The sequence below is a fragment of the Novosphingobium sp. NFX11 genome (assembly GCF_057376415.1).
Map to the genome: position 1 here is coordinate 2,350,332 of NZ_CP080384.1, position 17,680 is coordinate 2,368,011.

Below are 17,680 nucleotides of genomic sequence, written 5' to 3' on the forward strand. Positions count from 1 at the left end.
AAACGAAAAAGGCGGCGCTTGCCGCGCCGCCTTTCTCTAATCCTTCGCCGGTACGCGAGAGCGCCGCGATCAGGCGGCCGCGTCGAGCCCGTAAGCGGTGTGCAGCACGCGCACGGCCAGTTCGGTCTCATCGGTGTCGATCAGGACCGAGACCTTGATCTCGCTGGTCGAGATGGCGATGATGTTGATGCCGCGATCGGCCAGCGTCTTGAACATTGTCGCCGCGACGCCCGCGTGGCTGCGCATGCCCACGCCTACGACGCTGATCTTCGCCACATTGCCCTCGGCGATCATGCGGTAGTAGCCGATGGCCTCCTTGCGCTCTTCCAGCAGCGCCTGCGCGCGGGCGAGATCGGCCTGCGGGACCGTGAAGGTCACGTCGGTCTCGCCTTTGTCCTTGGCGACGTTCTGGATGATCATGTCGACGTTGATGTTCAGAATCCGCGAGCGGCGCGAAGATCGACGCCACCGCGCCCGGACGGTCGGCGATGCGGGTCAGGGTGATCTTGGCTTCGTTCTTGTCGGCGGCGATGCCGGTGATCAGCTGGCGTTCCATGTCGCTTCCTTCAAGCTCTTCGTCACTGACGATCAGGGTTCCGGGGATGGTATCGGCGGCGGGCGCGTTCTCGTCGATGAACGAGGACAGCACCTGCACGCGCACGTTCTCCTTCATGGCGAGGGAGACCGAGCGGGTCTGCAGCACCTTGGAGCCGACCGAGGCCAGTTCCAGCATTTCCTCATAAGTCACCAGTGGCAGCTTGCGCGCCTTGGCGACGATGCGCGGGTCGGTGGTGTAGACGCCGTCGACGTCGGTGTAGATGTCGCAGCGGTCGGCCTTCACCGCCGCCGCCACGGCCACCGCCGAAGTATCCGAGCCGCCGCGCCCCAGCGTGGTCACGCGATTTTCCGGCGAGACACCCTGAAAGCCCGGGATCACCGCGATCTGGCCCGATGCCATCGAGGCGATCAGCGCCTCGGCGTCGATATCCTCGATGCGGGCCTTGGCGTGGGCGTCGTCGGTCTTGATCGGCACCTGCCAGCCCAGCCACGAGCGCGCCTTGCAGCCCATCGACTGCAGCGTCAGCGCCAGCAGGCCGGACGTGACCTGCTCGCCCGAGGCGACCACGACGTCGTATTCGGCCGGATCGTAGAGCGCATCGGCTTCACGGCAGAAGTTGACGAGGCGGTCGGTCTCGCCCGCCATCGCGGAGACGACCACGGCCACTTCGTGCCCGGCTTCCTGCTGGCGTTTGACGATACCCGCCACGCGCCGGATGCGCTCGGACCCGGCCATGGAAGTGCCGCCGAATTTCATCACGATACGTGCCAAGGCGCCGTTGCTCCCCTGCGTAAAAGACCCGCGCGGAGTGCGCGAGTGTGGATAAGAGTCGGCGGCGCTGTTAGGGGGATCATGGACAATGCAACTGCCTCTCTTCCCGCTTCGCGCGCAACAATCGATCCGAAGGAGGCCGCGCACTTCGGCGCCCTCGCCGCCGAGTGGTGGGATCCGAAGGGCACTTCGGCGATGCTGCACAAGCTGAACCCGGTGCGCCTGGGCTTCATCCGCGAGGCGATCGACGGACATTTCGGCACCGATTCGCGCGGGCTCAGGCCGCTGGCGGGCAAGCGCGCGCTCGACGCCGGATGCGGCGCGGGGCTGCTGTGCGAGCCGCTGGCGCGCATGGGCGCGGCGGTGACGGGCGTGGACGCCGCACCCGAAAACGCCGCCGCCGCGCGCGCCCATGCCGAGGCGGGCGGGCTGGCGATCGACTACCGCGCGGGCGAACTGGGATCGCTGGGCCTGACGGGCTACGACCTCGTCTGCTCGCTGGAAGTGATCGAGCATGTCACCGACAAGGCCACCTTCATCGGTGACCTGTCCGCTGCGTTGGCGGACGACGGGTTGATGATCCTATCGTGCCCTAACCGCACCGCCCGCTCGCGCGTGCTGCTGGTGGAGGCGGCGGAGCGGCTCGGCCATGTGCCGAAGGGAACGCACGAATGGAGCCAGTTCGTGACGCCTGAGGAACTGCGCGAGCTTGCGGATGGCGCCGGGCTGGAACTGGGTACGCCGCGCGGGATCGCATGGTCGCCGCTCAAGGGGCTGCACCTGTCAGACGATCTGGCGCTGAACTTCATCGCGACGGCGCGGAAGAAGTAAGCATCCTCCCTGTTCCGAAGGAATGGGGAGGTGGCAGCCCGCAGGGCTGACGGAGGGGCTTCTCCCCTCCACCACTCGCTACGCGAGCGGTCCCCCTCCCCATCGCTTCGCGACAGGGAGGATTTGGGGACCTTACCCCAGCACCCCTCGATCGCCGCCACGGCCTTCGCCTCACGCTCGGCCCAGGTTCCGGCGATGCGCACGAAGGTCACCCCGGCACGCACCAGCATGTCCTCGGCCAGCGCGGCGAAGCGGGCGCGGGTGTCATCGGTCCCGAAAAAGCGGGTGCCGTCCTCCTGCCAGGGCACATCGGGCTCGAACAGCAGGTAGAGGTCGGCCTTGGGATAGGCCAGCAGGGCTTCGGGCACTTCGCCGAACAGCATCTGCGCCCAGGCGGCGGTCATCAGCTGGTCGGTGTCGAACAACAGGACCGGCGCACCGTCATCGTCAGACAGCGCCCGGCGATTGTGCCGGGCCTGCCCCTCGGCGATGACGAGAAGGTCGGTCATCGTCAGGTCGATGCCGTTCTCTTCGCAATAGGTGCGGCCATACTCCGGCACAAAAGGCCAGCCGCGCGTGACGAGCAGGCGCTCGCACAGCACCGACTTGCCGGTGCTCTCGGCGCCGTGGAGGCAGACGGTCTTCATGCCTGCGTCCTGTAGGCGACGATCCATTCCCGCAAGGCCAGCACCGACATCAGGAGAAATACGACGTAAAGCCCCGCCGTCGCCCACAAGTCCTTGTGAACGTAGACTGCGATGGACGCGATATCGACGGCGATCCACAAGACCCAGTTCTCGATGCGGCGAAACGCGAGCAGGATCTGCGCGGCGATGCTGGCCCCGGCAATCGCGGTGTCGGCGTAAGGCAGCGAGGCGTCGGTAAAGCGGTGCATCACCCAGCCGAGGTTGAGCGCCAGCGCCGCCGTCGCCGTCAGCCAGACGACGCGGCTGAGGTTGCTCAGCAGGCGAACGGGCACGCGGTCGTCGCCCTCGCCGCCGGTCTTCGCCGCGCGCAGCCAGAGCACCCAGCTCCACCCCTGCGCCACGAAGAAGAAGACCTGCAGCCCCGCCTCTCCGTAGAGCTTCGCCTCGAAGAACACGGCGACATAGAGCGCAACCATGGCCATGCCGAACGGATAGTTCCACACGCTGCGCCGCACCAGCAGCGCAATGTTGGCAAGACCGAGCGCGGCCGCGATCCATTCGACGGTGTTCATTGCCCCGGCCCCCGAAACAGTCCCCGAATCAGGCCCCCGCTCAGACGAACGCCGCCGCCCATTCCGGCTCCTTGAAGCCGACGAGGATGCCGCCGGGATATTCCACCACAGGCCGCTTGATCATGCTGGGATTGGCGGCCATCAGCGCAGTCGCCTTCTCGGCGTCGAGGTCGGCCTTGTCGGCATCGGGCAGCTTGCGGAAGGTGGTCCCGGCGCGGTTCAGCACCTTGTCGAGCCCGGCGGCGTCGATCCACGCCGCGAACTTTTCCGGGTCCGCGCCTTCCTTCTTGTAGTCGTGGAACGTGTACGCGATCCCCTTCGCGTCAAGCCAGACACGCGCCTTCTTCACCGTGTCGCAGTTGGGGATGCCGTAGAACTCGATCGCCATGCCGTACCTATCGCCCTGAAACGCAGGCACAAGTTACGGTAAGGAGCCTGCTTCACGCGCGGCGATACACCAAGCCGCGCGCGATGCATACCGGCAAGAACATGGGGCCGATCAGCCCGGCAGCCTTGCCTTCATGTCGAAGCGCTGCACCTTGGGCATGTCGCACGTGTAGAGCGTGTAGCTCTCGTAATATTCCTTCATGCCGCGACGCTGGACCATGAGATGCTCGGCATTGCGCGCCCAGGCGGCGGCGTGCTCCGCGCTCTCCCATTCCGACATCGACAGCACTTCGCCGTCGTCCGCCGTATAGCTGCGGAACAACAGGAATCCCGGCTGCTCGGCGGCCATCGCCTCCATGGCGACGGCGTCGTGGATATAAGCGTCAACGTCGATGTCGGCGCGCTTGCGGTTGCGGAAAAGGACAAGGAACATTTGCGCTCCCTGCATCGCCGCAATCGGTTGTACAAGTGATCAAAAGCGCCATTGTGACTTGCGATTTGTCCCGCTTCGGGAAGATCGCAGCCGCTTCGACCACAATCAGCGCTCCACTGGACAAATCGCGCGATTCCCGACAAGGCGCGAGGCACCATGAGCATGAACAGCTTCGGCCGCCTCTTCCGCTTCACCACCTGGGGTGAGAGCCACGGACCCGCCATCGGCGCCGTCGTCGACGGGTGCCCGCCGGGCCTCGCCATCGACGAGGGCGTGATCCAGCCCTTCCTCGACGCGCGCCGTCCCGGCCAGTCGAAGTTCACCACGCAGCGGCAGGAGCCGGACCAGGTCCGCATCCTCTCGGGCGTTTTCGAAGGCAGGACGACAGGCACCCCGATCAGCCTGATGATCGAGAACGTCGACCAGCGCTCCAAGGACTATTCCGAGGTCGCCGTCGCCTATCGCCCCGGCCATGCCGACTACGCCTACGACGCCAAGTACGGCTTCCGCGACTATCGCGGCGGCGGGCGCTCCTCGGCGCGCGAGACCGCCAGCCGCGTGGCGGCGGGCGCGGTGGCGCGGCTGGTGATCCCCGAAGTGAAGATCCTCGCCTACGTCTCCGAGATCGGCGGCGACATGATCGATCCGGGCAAGTTCGACGAAGCCGAGATCGCCAACAACCCGTTCTTCTGCCCCGACGCGGCCGCTGCGGCGCGCTGGGAGAAGATCGTCGATGACGCGCGCAAGAGCGGTTCGTCGGTCGGCGCGGTGGTGGAATGCTATGCCAGCGGCGTGCCCGCAGGCTGGGGCGCCCCGCTCTACGCCAAGCTCGACGCCGACCTCGCGGCGGCGATGATGGGCATCAACGCGGTCAAGGGCGTCGAGATCGGCGACGGCTTTGCGGCCGCACGCCTCTCCGGCGAGCAGAACGCCGACCCGATGCGCCCGAATGCCGAAGGGCCGGACGGCGCGCCGGAGTTTCTGGCGAACCACGCGGGCGGCATCGCGGGCGGCATCTCCACCGGCCAGCCGGTGACCTGCCGCGTGGCGTTCAAGCCGACCAGTTCGATCCTCACCCCGCAAGCGACCATCAACCGCTCCGGCGAGGCGACCGAGATGTTCACCAAGGGCCGCCACGACCCCTGCGTCGGCATCCGCGGCGTGCCGGTGGTCGAGGCGATGATGGCGCTGGTGCTGGCCGATCACAAGTTGCTCCACCGCGGGCAGTGCGGTTGAGTGGGCCGAATCCTCCCTGTTGCGAAGCAATGGGGAGGTGGCAGCCCGCAGGGCTGACGGAGGGGTCGTCTCCCCCTCCACCACCCGCTACGTGGGCGGTCCCCCTCCCCGAGCAAGCTCAGGGAGGATTTGCATGCGCATCCTGATCGACGCCGACGCCTGCCCGGTGAAGGAGGAGACCTACAAGGTCGCCGCCCGCCACAAGGTGCCCGTCGTCGTCGTCAGCAACAGCGCGATCCGCGTCCCGCAAAGTGCGCTGATTTCCCGCAAGGTGGTCAGCGACGCCTTCGACGCGGCGGACGACTGGATCGTGGAGAATACTGACGCCGCAACGGTGGTGATCACCGCCGATATCCTCCTGGCCGACCGCTGCCTCAAGCTGGGCGCCAGCGTGGTTGCTCCCAACGGCAAGCCTTTCACCACCAGTTCGATCGGCAGCGCCATCGCCACCCGCGCGATCATGGCGGACTTGCGCGCGGGCGGAGACATCATCGGCGGGCCGCCGCCGTTCGCGAAGCAGGACCGCTCGCGGTTCCTCTCGGCGCTGGACGAAGTGCTGGTACGGTTGCTGAGGTCGTCGTCCCGGACTTGATCCGGGACCGCTGACGCCTTCAACCCCAGTTCGTCATTGCGAGCGAAGCGAAGCAATCCAGGGCGGCCCTACACCGCCCTGGATTGCTTCGCTTCGCTCGCAATGAGGATGAAGGAGAGTTGGCCAGACCGGTACGATGCTTTCCACATCTCATCGACAGACCCGCACAATCCATCTCCGATTGATCGCCTGAACCGATGAGCCCAATCGGATCATCGTGCTTACAATCGTCACACCCCCGGCCTATCTGAGCTTCACCAGTTTCAACCACCCAACTGAGGGAACTACATCCATGGGTATCGTCGGCAGCACCATCAAGCCGTTCAAGAACACCGCCTTCCAAGCCGGTAAGGACTTCTTCGACGTCACCGAAGGCGACATCGCGGGCAAGTGGGCCGTGTTCTTCTTCTACCCGGCGGACTTCACCTTCGTGTGCCCGACCGAGCTGGAAGACCTCGCCGGTGAATACGCCACGCTTCAGGGCCTCGGCGTCGAAGTGTTCGGCGTTTCGACCGACACGCACTTCAGCCACAAGGCATGGCACGACACCTCGGACGCCATCGGCAAGTGCACCTACGCCTTCCTCGGCGACCAGAACCACAACCTTGCCAACAACTTCGGCGTGCTGCGCGAAGGCGTCGGCCTGGCTGACCGCGCGACCTTCGTTGTCGATCCGGACGGCGTGATCCAGCTGGTCGAAATCACCCCCGAGGGCGTGGGCCGCAACGCCAAGGAACTGGTCCGCAAGATCAAGGCCGCCAAGTACTGGCGCGAGCACCCCGGCCAGGTCTGCCCGGCCAAGTGGGAAGAAGGCGAAGCAACGCTTGCTCCCTCGCTCGACCTCGTCGGCAAGATCTAAGACTAACGCGACACCTTAGGGTCGCGTACTGACGGTGTGCGGCCCGGGGTTCCCTCTCCCGGAGCCGCACCCTGTGCGCCCTTCGCGGATCCGGACCCCGGCCCGCCCCGTTCACAACGAAATCCCAAAGGACCAATGACATGCTCGACGCCAACCTGAAGCAACAGCTCTCGCAATACCTCGGCATGCTGCGCGAGCCGATCGAGCTGGTCGCCTCGCTTGGCGATGACGCGAAGTCCACCGAGACCCGCGAGCTGCTGACCACCATCGCCTCGCTCTCGGACAAGGTCACCGCCACTTTCGACGGCGACGATGCACGCCGCCCCAGTTTCATCATCCGCCGCGCCAGCGACGCCAGCGCCTGGGTGCGCTTCGCCGGACTGCCGCTCGGCCATGAATTCACGTCGCTCGTCCTCGCCCTGCTGTGGACCGGCGGCCACCCGCCCAAGGTCTCGGACGAAGTTCTGGAGCAGGCACGCGCGCTCGAAGGCTCGCTGACGTTCGAGATGTACTTCTCGCTCTCGTGCCACAACTGCCCCGACGTGGTGCAGGCGCTGACGCTGATCGCGCTCAACAACCCGCACGCCGACGTGACCCTGATCGAAGGCGGCACGTTCCAGGCCGAAGTCGAGGAGCGCGGCGTGATGGCCGTGCCCGCCGTCTTCCTGAACGGTGCGATGTGGGGTTCGGGCAAGATGAGCATCGAGGAAATCCTCGGCAAGCTCGACAGCGGCGCCGACGCCAAGGCCGCCGCCAAGCTGGCCGAGAAGAAGCCTTTCGAGGTGCTCGTCGTCGGCGGTGGTCCCGCTGGTGCCGCAGCCTCGGTCTACACCGCGCGCAAGGGTTTCAGCACCGGCATCGCGGCCGAGCGTTTCGGCGGTCAGGTGCAGGACACCATGGGCATCGAGAACTTCATCTCGGTCCCCTACACCGAAGGCCCCAAGCTCGCCGCCGCGCTGGAATCGCACGTCGCTGAATACGACATCGACGTGATGAACCTGCAGCGCGCCGAAAAGCTGATCCCGGCGAGCGAAGTGGGCGGCTATCACGAAGTCGTGTTCGCCAACGGCGCTTCGCTGAAGGCCCGCTCGGTGGTGCTGACTACCGGCGCGCGCTGGCGGAACCTCGGCGTTCCGGGTGAGGCCGAGTACAAGAACAAGGGCGTGGCCTATTGCCCGCACTGTGACGGCCCGCTGTTCAAGGGCAAGCGCGTGGCGGTGATCGGCGGCGGCAACTCGGGCGTCGAAGCGGCGATCGACCTGGCCAACATCGTCGGCCACGTCACCCTGATCGAGTTCGACGCCAAACTGCGCGCCGATCAGGTTCTGGTCGACAAGCTCAAGTCGATGAAGAACGTCGATATCTTCACCAGCGCCCAGACCACCGAGGTCGAAGGCGACGGCGAAAAGGTCAACGCGCTGGTCTACAAGGACCGCAATTCGGGCCAGGAGCGCAAGGTCGAACTGGAAGGCGTGTTCGTCCAGATCGGGCTGGTGCCCAACACCGAATGGCTGAAGGACTCCGGCGTCGAACTGACGGCGCGCGGCGAGATCGTCATCGACGAGAAGGCCGCAACCAACCTGCCCGGCGTGTTCGCGGCGGGCGACGTGACCACGGTGCCGTACAAGCAGATCATCATCGCCATGGGCGAGGGTTCGAAGGCGGCGTTGTCCGCGTTCGATTACCTGATCCGCAACGAGGCTCCCGAGGAGATCGCGCAGGCGGCGCAAGCAGCCTGAACGACGCTGAAGCTATAACGAGAGGCGGGCGGGGATCGCAAGATTCCCGCCCGTTTTTCGTGGGCGGATGGGGCTTCGACAAGCTCAGCCTGAGCGGAATTGAGAGAACACCTCTAACCCCGCCCAGGCTGAGCTTGTCGAAGCCCCACGAGCAGCGCACACGCTTGCTTCCAAAACCCCGTCATCCCCGCGAAGGCGGGGACCCAACTGATGCCGGTTCAACAGGCGCCGTCAGCAGATGGGTTCCCGCCTTCGCGGGAATGACTGATTAAGAGAAAGGCAAGCGCTCAAACCCCGTCGATATGCCGCTTCAGCCCCGCCTCCCACATCGCGATACGCCCCGAGCGCACCGCCGCGTCCATATCCGGCGCGAACCGCTTCGACGCGCTGCCCATCGCCACCGCGTCCTCCAGCGAGGCATGGAGGCCAACCCCGACCCCCGCCAGCATCGCCGCGCCCAGAGCGGTCGTCTCGATATCCGCAGGCCGCTCCACGGGCAGCGCGAGCACGTCGGCCAGATCCTGCGCCATCCAGTCGTTCGCGCTCATCCCGCCATCGATGCGCAGCGAGGTCCAGGCCGCGCCGTCGGCGGCGAAGGCAGCCTGCAGGTCGTGGCACTGGTGCGCCATCGATTCCATCGCCGCGCGCACGATATGCGCCCGGCTGGTCCCTTGCGTGAGCCCGGTGACGACACCCTTGGCATCCGGCTGCCAGTGCGGCGCGCCCAGCCCTGCCAGCGCAGGCAGGAACAGCACCCCGCCATTGTCCGCCACCGCGCGGGCGAGCGTCTCGCTCTCCGCCGCCGTCCGGATCACGCCGAGTTCGTCGCGCAGCCACTTGATGAGGCTCCCCGCCACGAAGATCGAGCCCTCCAGCGCATAAGTCCGCCGCCCGTCCTGCTGGCACAGCACCGTGCCGAGCAGCCGGTGCGAGGAACGCGGCAAAGTCTCGCCCATGTTGGTGAGGATGAAGGCGCCGGTGCCGAAGGTCGCCTTGGTCTGACCCGCCTTGAGGCAGTGCTGGCCGATCGTCGCCGCCTGCTGGTCGCCCGCAAGCCCGCTGATCGGTATCGGCGCGCCGAGCAGTTCGGGATCGCAAGTGCCCACCGTCCCCGCCGTATCGACGATCCGGCCCAGCGCACCGCGCGGCACCCCGAACAGGCCGAGCAGGTCGTCATCCCAGTCCGCGCCGTCGAGCGCCATCAACTGCGTACGGCTGGCGTTGCTGGCATCGGTGACATGCAAGCCCCCGGTCAACTTCCAGACCAGCCAGCTCTCCACCGTGCCCAGCGCCAGCCGCTCGCCCAAGGCGCGCGCCTCGGGCACATTGTCGAGCATCCAGCGCATCTTGGTGCCGGAGAAATAGGGATCGACGACGAGGCCCGTCCGCTCCTGCAGCTTGACCTCGTGCGCGCCATCCCGCAGCGAGGCGCACATCTCGGCGGTGCGGCGGTCCTGCCAGACGATGGCGCGGGTGATCGGCTCGCCGGTCTGGCGGTCCCAGGCCACCACCGTCTCGCGCTGGTTGGTGATGCCGAGCGCGGCGATGCGCCCTGCCCCGCCGACCTTGGCGATGACCTCGCGCGCGCAGGCGAGGGTCTTGTCCCATATCTCGGCGGCATCGTGCTCGACGCGGCCGGGGGCGGGATAATGCTGTGTCAGTTCCTGCTGCGCGACGTGCAGGACCCTGCCGTCCGCGCCGTAGACGATCGCGCGGGTCGAGGTGGTCCCTTCGTCGAGGACCAGAATGTGTTCGCCGTTCACGTGCTCACTCACCCATGTATGTTTTCAGTCGCGCGGCTTGTGCCGCGTCGAGCCGGAGGCCCAGCTTCGTGCGACGCCACAGCACATCCTCGGCCGTGCGCGCCCATTCGTTGGCCTTCAGGTAATCGACTTCCGCGCCGGTCAGGCCGTGGCCGAAGTCCTCGCCGGGGTCCACCGCCAGCCATTCCCGCGCCTTCGTGCCATAGGCGCGCGCCACGCGGTCCAGCGTCGCCGCATCGAGACGCGGGTATTCGCGCGCGAGGTCGGCCTTCAGCGCATCGATCGCGCCCATCGCGAAGTCGCCGCCGGGCAGCGGCGCGGTGGCGGTCCAGTCCTTGCCGGACAGCGCCGGGACCAGCGGCTGCAGCTTCTCCACCGCATCCTTGGCGAGATGGCGATACGTCGTGATCTTGCCGCCGAACACCGAGAGGAACGGCGTGCCGCCCTCCCCGTCCAGATCGAGGTCGAAGTCGTAGCCGCGCGTCGCCGCCTCGGGCTTGCCGGAACCGTCGTCCACCAGCGGGCGCACGCCGGAGTAGGTCCACACCACATCGGCGGGGGTGATCGACTTGGCGAAGTAGGCGTTGGCCGCCTCGCACAAATAGGCGATTTCCTCGTCGCTCGCCTTCACCTCGCTCAGCGGGCCGGTGTGGTCGCGGTCGGTGGTGCCGATCAGGGTGAAGTCGTGCTGGTAGGGGATCGCGAAGAAGATGCGCCCGTCGGGGATCTGGAAGAAGTAGGCGTAAGGATGCTCGAACAGGCGCGGCACCACGATGTGCGAGCCGCGTACCAGCCGCATCGCGCGCTTGGTGCGCTCACCGGCGCGGCCGACGAGGTCGAGCACCGAGGGGCCGGCCGCGTTCACCACCGCCTTGGCGCGGAAGGTGCCGCCGGACGTGGAGATGGTCCAGACGCCGCCGTCGCGCTCCAGCTTCTCCACGCCGGTGCGGGTGAGGATCGTCGCGCCCCGGTCCGCCGCGTCGCGGGCGTTGAGCACCACCAGCCGCGCATCGTCCACCCAACCGTCGGAATAGACGAAAGCCTTGCCGAACCCCGGCTTGAGCGGTTTGCCCGCCGGGTGCCGGTGCAGGTCGATGCTCTCGGTCGCGGGCAGCGCCTTGCGGCCGCCGATGTGGTCGTAGAGAAACAGGCCGAGACGCAGCAGCCAGCGCGGGCGCAGGCCCTTCACATGCGGCAGCACGAAGCGCATCGGGTGGATGATGTGCGGGGCGATCTTCCACAGCCGCTCCCGCTCGGTCAGCGCCTCGCGCACGAGGGCGAACTCGTAGTGCTCCAGATAGCGCAGGCCGCCGTGGATCAGCTTGGTCGAGGCGGACGAGGTGCCGCCGGCCAGATCGCCCTGCTCCAGCACCAGCACCTTCGCCCCGCGCCCGGCGGCATCGCGCGCGATGCCGCAGCCGTTCACGCCGCCGCCGATGATCGCGATGTTGTAGATTTCAGTCATTCACACACTCACAAGATCATCATGCTGAAGGCCGTGGCGACCACCAGCGAAGCCAGCGTCGCCGCCACCACCGGCATCGCCGCGCGCCAGCCCATCTGCATCACCAGATCGAGGCGCGAGCGCATCGCGGTGGCCGTCACCGCCAGCAGCAGCAGCGTCTTCGACAGCGTCAGGTTCAGGTGGACCACGAAAGCCGGGATCGTCACCAGCGAATTGAGCACCACCACCGCCAGAAACAGGGTAATGAACCAGGGCATCGCAAGTTTCCGGATCCAGTGCCGCTCCCCGGCATCCTCGTCCGTGTACATCAGCGAGACGACCGCGACGATCGGCGCCAGCAGCGCCACGCGGCTCAGCTTGACGATGGTGGCGTAGCTTCCGGCAATATCCGAATAGGCATAGCCGCCGCCGATCGCCTGCGCCACGTCATGGATCGAGGCCCCGATCAGGAACCCCGCCTGCCGGTCGTCGAGGTGCATCAGCCCTGCGAGCGGCGGATAGAACGACATGGCGATCGCGCTCGCCATCGAGATCACCACGAGGGTCAGCGCGAACTGCGCCTGACTGATCCGCTTCGCCCCCAGCACGCCGAACAACGCCAATGCGGCGGAGGCCCCGCAGATCGCCGTCGCGCCGCCCGCAAGGATGCCGATCGCGGTCGAGGCGCCGGTCGCCCGCGCCACCAGCAGCGCCGCGCCCATCGCGGCGACCATGACCATCAGCAGCGCCAGGAACGGCACCGGGCCGAGCGCCACGATCTGCGCCAGCGTCACTTGCGTGCCGAGCACGACGATGCCCCAGCGCAGGCAGGCCTTGGAGGCGAAATCGAGCCCCGGATGCGTGCGCTTCTCGCTGGTGACGAAGTTCAGGGCGAGGCCGATCAGCAGGCCCATAAGGATGATCGGCGCGCCGTAGTGCTCGGAAAGCCAGGCGGCGGCGATGCTGGCGATGCCGCAGATGGCGAGGCCCGGCCAGAGCGTCTTCCATATCTCGATACGGCTCGGCTTCGCGGCGGGGCCGTCGAGCTGGGCGAGGAACATCTCGCCGTAAAGGTCGCCTGCGTGTTCTGCGCTCACTGGTCCCCGTCCTTTCGCCGCATCTCTCTGTCGAAGATGCTTGCCGTATGTCCTACGTTGTCATATCCATCCTTATGACCACCCACGCAGCGGAGCAAGAGCTTTGCGCGAGGGGGCAGGAAGAATTGCCGCCGACGAAACGGCGGGATAGGGGAGAGCGAGAATGACCATCCATCAACAGACGGCCGTGCCCGAGCACGCCCCTCCCCAGCCTCCGACTCCGGCCGCGCCGCTATCCGCGCGCAGAACATACTGATCGCGCTGATCTTTTTCGCGACGGCGCTGAACTACGTCGACCGGCAGGTGCTGGCGCTGCTCAAGCCGATGCTGGAAGCGGAGTTCCACTGGGACGACCAGCAGTTCGCGCATCTCGGCTCGATCTTCCAGCTGGCGGCGGCGGCTTCGCTGCTCGGCGTGGGCTGGTTCGTCGATCGTTTCGGCGTGCGCTTCGCCTACGGTTTCGCCGTGGCCTTGTGGAGCCTTGCGGGGATGGCCCATGCGCTGGCCGCCAGCGTGCAGCAATTCGTGATCGCCCGTGCCGTGCTGGCGACCGCCGAATCGGTCAACACCCCCGCCGCGATGAAGACCGCCGCGATCTACCTGCCCGCCGCGCGCCGCTCGGTCGGCATCGGCATCATCAACACCGCGCCCAACATCGGCGCGATCCTCACCCCGCTCATCATCCCGCCTTTCGCGATGGCGTTCGGATGGAAGGCCGCGTTCCTCGTCACCGGCGGGCTGGGCCTTGTGTGGCTGGCCTTGTGGAAGCTCAACACCGCGAAGCTGACGCCCATCGCGGGACAGGCCGCGACGACACGCGGCAAGGTCGAATGGGGAGCGATCCTGTCCGACCGCCGCAGTTGGACGGTCATCGGAGCCAAGGCCTTCACCGATCTCGTCTGGTGGTTCGTGCTGTTCTGGACGCCCGATTTCTTCGCGCGCCAGTTCAATCTCAGCCAGGGCGAGCTGGGCTGGCCGATCGCGGTGATCTTCATCCTCGCGGCGCTCGGCGCGGTATCTTCGGGCGCGCTTTACCCGGCACTGCTGCTGCGCGGGGTCTCGATGAACCTCGCGCGCAAGGGCTCGATGCTGGCTTATGCCCTCGTCGTGCTGGTGATGCCGCTGGCGCTGCTGGCGAGCAATCCGTGGGTGGCGGCCGTGTGCATCGGCCTCGGCCTGTTCGCGCATCAGGGCTTCTCGACCAATATCTTCGGCATGGCGACCGAGATCATCCCGGCGCGCCGCATGGCCACGGTGATCGCGCTGGGCGCGGTGGCGGGGAACCTGACCGGGACCGGGATCATCGAGTTCGCGGGCTGGTCGCTGAAGTCGGGCCTCGGCTACGGCCCGCTGTTCGTGGTGTGCGGCGCGGCCTATCTGGTGGCGACGGCGTTCATCCACCTGATGCAGCCGAAGCTGGCGGCGGCCGAGGGTTGACGTCATCCCGGCGAAGGCCGGATCGCTGGCAGTGCTTGAGGCGATCGCTTTCGTTGGGGCGCGTTGACGAGGGTTGGGCATTGCGCGGCCAGCGGTCCCAGCCTTCGCTGGGATGACGGGCTTTTGAACGCCACCTTGACATTTATCGCCAAATAGGTTATATGGTCCAGCATCCGGAGCGATGCAGATCACATTGCTCCGGTGTATCGGGTCGGCGTCGTGGGCCGGGATGCGGTTTCAAGCCGTGGCTACGCAACCTACGCGCCCAAACGAAGACCCGGACTGTCCCTGAGTTCCCGGAAAGTGTCATCCGCCCGCTCCTGAGATACACGTCAGGACACCGGATGTCCCCGCCGGACAACCATCGGCCGATAACGCTGCGAGCCCTAACGACGGCTACATGGGACAAGTCCGATGGAATACAGGTCGAGCTGGGCTGCACCGTGAGTTACCCGGCCGCTCGCCAGAGCTTCACGGAAAACAAAACCCCGCGTCCCGGTGAGGACGCTCCCGACGCCGACCCGATGTTACCTTCGGACGCGTTGATTTCCCCGGCGTAATGGCCCGCACTCGCCAGCGGGTATTTTTGCGTGCGCTGACTGCACGCACAACGTCGTCATCCCAGCGAAGGCTGGGACCGCTGGCCGCGTAAAACCCAACCCTCGGCTAGGCGTCCTGACGATAGTTGGCCGTAACAGGCCAGCGGTCCCAGCCTTCGCTGGGATGACGGGGTTGGAGGGATGACTCGCGCGCATCCTCCCCGGCACTGGAAGGAATAAAAAACCCCCGGCGGGGAGGAGATCCGCCGGGGGTTCTTTGTGCGAGCATTCAGCGAAGGACGTTTGCGCCCGTCCTCAGTTGAACTTCGCCCGCAAGTTCAGGCCCGCATAGCGATCCGCGTCACGCGGGATCATCAGGCGCTGGCCGTTCGTGGTGTTGAGCAGCACGTAGCTGTCGTCGAGGATGTTGCGGACCATGAAGGTCAGGCGATACTTGTCCTCGGCGTCCGACACGCCGATGCTGGCGTTCCAGATGCCGTAGGGATCGATCTCGCCGCTCTCGCCGAGGTCCGAGAACTGCTTCGAAACATGGTGCCAGTCGCTCGACAGGTACAGCTTCACCGGGCCGACGGGGACGTCGTAGTCCGCGCCGATGGTGTAGCTGAACTTGGGCGCCAGCGGCAGGCGGGTGCCGTCACGCGCGTCGGGCGCGTTGGTCAGCGGGTTCGGGTTGAACTTGCGCACCTTGGCATCGGCATAGGCGGCATTGGCACGGAAGGTCAGGCCCTCGGTCGGGGCGACGGTGAGGTCGGCCTCGAAGCCCTTCGAGCGCACCGAACCGGCGTTGGTCAGGCTGGTGGTCGTCGCGCCGTTGATGAGCACGAAGTTGTTCGCCTGGAAGCCCTTGTAGTCGACCAGGAACGCGGCCGCATTCAGCTGCACGATGCGGTCGAACCACTGGCTCTTGAAGCCGACTTCGAAGCTGTTCGACTTCTCGGGATCGATCGGTTCGGCGTTGTTGGGCGCGGTGTGGTTGAAGAAGACGTTGAACGCCGGTCCCTTGTAGCCACGCGTGTAGCTGCCGTAGACCATCACGTCGTCCATGACGTCGTACTGCAGCACCGCCTTGCCGGAGAAGTTGTTGGCGCTGGTTTCCCCACGCGAAGTATCGGTGCCGTTGCCGCCGCTGGCGATAGTGCCGCCCGCGCCATAAGGCAGCAGGCCCGAAGCCGCCATCGGCAGGCCGGTGGCGGCATCGATCGCGGCGCCGCGAACGTGGGTGAAGCTGACGCTGTCATGCGTGTAGCGGCCGCCCAGCGTCAGGCGCAGTTCCGGCAGGAAGGCGTAAGTCGCCTGACCGAACAGCGCCCAGTTGCGGAACGAGACGTCGCTGCGCGAGGTCGCCGAGACATAGTGCGTGTTGACGGTGTCGGCCAGGTTGCACGGCCGCGCGCCCGTCGCCGCATCGATCGGCGAGGTCGAGATGGTGCAGGTCACGTCGCTGCGGGTGAAGTCCTGCGTGTTCTTGGAATACCACAGGAAACCGCCGACCTGATAGGTCAGCGCCTGGTTCTGCGGCGAGGCAAGGCGGACTTCGGCGGAGACCTGATCGGTCTCGACGGTGCCGCGGTCGTGCAACTGTGGGGTGCCGACGATCGCGCGCGGCAGGAAGTCGCCGTCGCGGATTTCGGTGTTCTTCCAGTTGCGATAACCGGTGACGATCGACAGCGTGTGATCGGCGAAAGTATCGATGTCCGCGCTCATCGTCAGGCTGTACTGGCGGTCGAGCGAGCGGGTGATGAGGTTCTGGTTGACCTCGCGGGTGTCCTCACCCTGCGGCGTGATGCCCAGTTCGTTGTCGATCACGGTGCCGCGCGACACGCCGGTCACTTCGGCGCAGCAATCGTCGTTGGCCTTGAAGTAGTCCGCGATCAGGCGGAAACGGCCGCCCTCGCCGTCATAGTCGATCAGGCCGCGCGCGCCGTAGTGCTCGTAGCCGTTGACGGTCTTGTCGTAGTAGGTGTTCTTGATGTTGCCGTCGAAGTTTCCGTAGAAGCCCGTCAGGCGGCCGGTCAGGTTTTCCGAGATCGGGCCGGAGACGGTCATCTTGGCGCGGTATTCGTCGTCGGTGGTGCCCGAAACGTTGGCCTCGGCCTCGAAGTCCCTGGTGCCGCCCTTCGACACGATGTTGACCAGACCCGCCGAGGCGTTCTTGCCGAACAGCGTGCCCTGCGGCCCGCGCAGCACTTCGAGGCGGTCGAAATCGACGAGGTCGAGGAACGACTGGCCCGAACGGCTCAGCACGATGCCGTCGACAACGGTGGACACACTGGGTTCGGCCGCGACCGAGAAGCTGATCGTGCCGACGCCGCGCATGACGATCGCGCTGTTGGCGTTGGTGGTGCCCTTGCGGAAGGTGACCGAAGGAACGATCGAGGTGATGTCTTCCAGGCTCTTGGCGCCGGCGCGGGCCATGGCCTCTCCGGTGACCGCGCTGATGGCGATCGGCACGTCCTGGACGTTCTGACGAACCTTCTGCGCGGTAACGATAATCTCGTCGACCTGCGCGCTGGCCGGAGTCGCGGCGACAAGCGCGACGGCCGACGCCGAAAGCGCCAGCGCGGTGCGCGCCAGAATCGCTCCGGGCGTGGTGGTGGCGTGCGAAATCATATGGTTCCCCTCCTGCTTATGCGGAGCCTGAGCGTTTGCGCCTCAGGTCGTCCTGTCGATTGCACCCCTCTTGATTGGGTCGAACATTTCTGTCAAGCGTTGTCATATCGGAACAGTGCGACGGCGACGAGCGTGCTGCAGAA

At 66.4% G+C, this 17,680-nt stretch carries 13 protein-coding genes and 2 pseudogenes; 6 read left to right on the top strand and 9 right to left on the bottom strand.

The features are described 5' to 3' along the window. Nucleotides 1–69 precede the first annotated feature (69 nt). A pseudogene (locus KZO24_RS12100) lies at nucleotides 70–1,330 on the bottom strand (aspartate kinase). An 81-nt stretch (nucleotides 1,331–1,411) separates the two neighbouring features. On the opposite strand from KZO24_RS12100, the gene ubiG reads away from it, so the two are divergent. Beyond that, the gene (gene ubiG, locus KZO24_RS12105; protein WP_271182030.1) at nucleotides 1,412–2,161 is read left to right on the top strand and encodes a bifunctional 2-polyprenyl-6-hydroxyphenol methylase/3-demethylubiquinol 3-O-methyltransferase UbiG; all 750 of its coding nucleotides are present in this window, start codon (nucleotides 1,412–1,414) and stop codon (nucleotides 2,159–2,161) included. A gap of 233 nt (nucleotides 2,162–2,394) precedes the next feature. On the opposite strand, the pseudogene KZO24_RS12110 reads toward ubiG, so the two are convergent. From KZO24_RS12110 to KZO24_RS12125, 4 genes and pseudogenes are all read right to left on the bottom strand, one after another. Then, a pseudogene (locus KZO24_RS12110) lies at nucleotides 2,395–2,835 on the bottom strand (AAA family ATPase); the annotation flags it as partial. After that, a complete protein-coding gene (gene pnuC / locus KZO24_RS12115) occupies nucleotides 2,805–3,380 on the bottom strand; it encodes a nicotinamide riboside transporter PnuC (RefSeq protein WP_008830559.1) in 576 nt (191 codons plus the stop codon). The pseudogene KZO24_RS12110 and the gene pnuC, both read right to left, overlap by 31 nt. A gap of 40 nt (nucleotides 3,381–3,420) precedes the next feature. After that, entirely contained in the window at nucleotides 3,421–3,768 is a 348-nt protein-coding gene (locus tag KZO24_RS12120) for an arsenate reductase (protein WP_486486265.1), read from the bottom strand. Between the two features lie 111 nt (nucleotides 3,769–3,879). Further along, nucleotides 3,880–4,200, bottom strand: coding sequence for an antibiotic biosynthesis monooxygenase family protein (locus KZO24_RS12125; protein ID WP_008830561.1), 321 nt, complete (start codon nucleotides 4,198–4,200; stop codon nucleotides 3,880–3,882). Between the two features lie 156 nt (nucleotides 4,201–4,356). Here KZO24_RS12125 and aroC point away from each other — a divergent pair, with 156 nt between their 5' ends. The 4 genes from aroC to ahpF all read left to right on the top strand — a co-directional run bounded on the left by aroC (nucleotide 4,357) and on the right by ahpF (nucleotide 8,626). Then, nucleotides 4,357–5,436 carry a chorismate synthase gene (gene aroC, locus KZO24_RS12130; RefSeq protein WP_271182032.1) on the top strand — a complete coding sequence of 360 codons (1,080 nt, stop codon included), beginning with the start codon at nucleotides 4,357–4,359 and terminating at the stop codon, nucleotides 5,434–5,436. A gap of 133 nt (nucleotides 5,437–5,569) precedes the next feature. Then, nucleotides 5,570–6,028, top strand: a complete 459-nt coding sequence (locus KZO24_RS12135) for a YaiI/YqxD family protein (RefSeq protein ID WP_271182033.1) — start codon at nucleotides 5,570–5,572, stop codon at nucleotides 6,026–6,028. A gap of 292 nt (nucleotides 6,029–6,320) precedes the next feature. Continuing rightward, nucleotides 6,321–6,887 carry an alkyl hydroperoxide reductase subunit C gene (gene ahpC, locus KZO24_RS12140; RefSeq protein WP_008831739.1) on the top strand — a complete coding sequence of 189 codons (567 nt, stop codon included), beginning with the start codon at nucleotides 6,321–6,323 and terminating at the stop codon, nucleotides 6,885–6,887. Nucleotides 6,888–7,027: 140 nt separating this feature from the next. Beyond that, nucleotides 7,028–8,626 (top strand): alkyl hydroperoxide reductase subunit F, encoded by a 1,599-nt coding sequence (gene ahpF / locus KZO24_RS12145; RefSeq protein WP_486486266.1) that lies wholly within the window; start codon nucleotides 7,028–7,030, stop codon nucleotides 8,624–8,626. Nucleotides 8,627–8,913: 287 nt separating this feature from the next. Here the strand turns inward: ahpF and KZO24_RS12150 are convergent, their stop codons facing one another. The 3 genes from KZO24_RS12150 to KZO24_RS12160 are packed head-to-tail and all read right to left on the bottom strand — an operon-like array spanning nucleotide 8,914 to nucleotide 12,930. After that, entirely contained in the window at nucleotides 8,914–10,389 is a 1,476-nt protein-coding gene (locus KZO24_RS12150; protein ID WP_486486267.1) for an FGGY family carbohydrate kinase, read from the bottom strand. A gap of 4 nt (nucleotides 10,390–10,393) precedes the next feature. Then, on the bottom strand, nucleotides 10,394–11,854 hold the full coding sequence (locus KZO24_RS12155) for a glycerol-3-phosphate dehydrogenase (RefSeq protein ID WP_486486268.1): 1,461 nt from the start codon (nucleotides 11,852–11,854) through the stop codon (nucleotides 10,394–10,396). An 8-nt stretch (nucleotides 11,855–11,862) separates the two neighbouring features. After that, a complete protein-coding gene (locus KZO24_RS12160) occupies nucleotides 11,863–12,930 on the bottom strand; it encodes a YeiH family protein (RefSeq protein WP_486486269.1) in 1,068 nt (355 codons plus the stop codon). A 303-nt stretch (nucleotides 12,931–13,233) separates the two neighbouring features. Here KZO24_RS12160 and KZO24_RS12165 point away from each other — a divergent pair, with 303 nt between their 5' ends. Further along, on the top strand, nucleotides 13,234–14,367 hold the full coding sequence (locus tag KZO24_RS12165) for an MFS transporter (protein WP_486486270.1): 1,134 nt from the start codon (nucleotides 13,234–13,236) through the stop codon (nucleotides 14,365–14,367). Nucleotides 14,368–15,221: 854 nt separating this feature from the next. Here the strand turns inward: KZO24_RS12165 and KZO24_RS12170 are convergent. Continuing rightward, complete coding sequence (locus tag KZO24_RS12170; RefSeq protein ID WP_486486271.1) at nucleotides 15,222–17,537, bottom strand: TonB-dependent receptor; 2,316 nt, start codon at nucleotides 17,535–17,537, stop codon at nucleotides 15,222–15,224. Nucleotides 17,538–17,680: the final 143 nt, after the last annotated feature.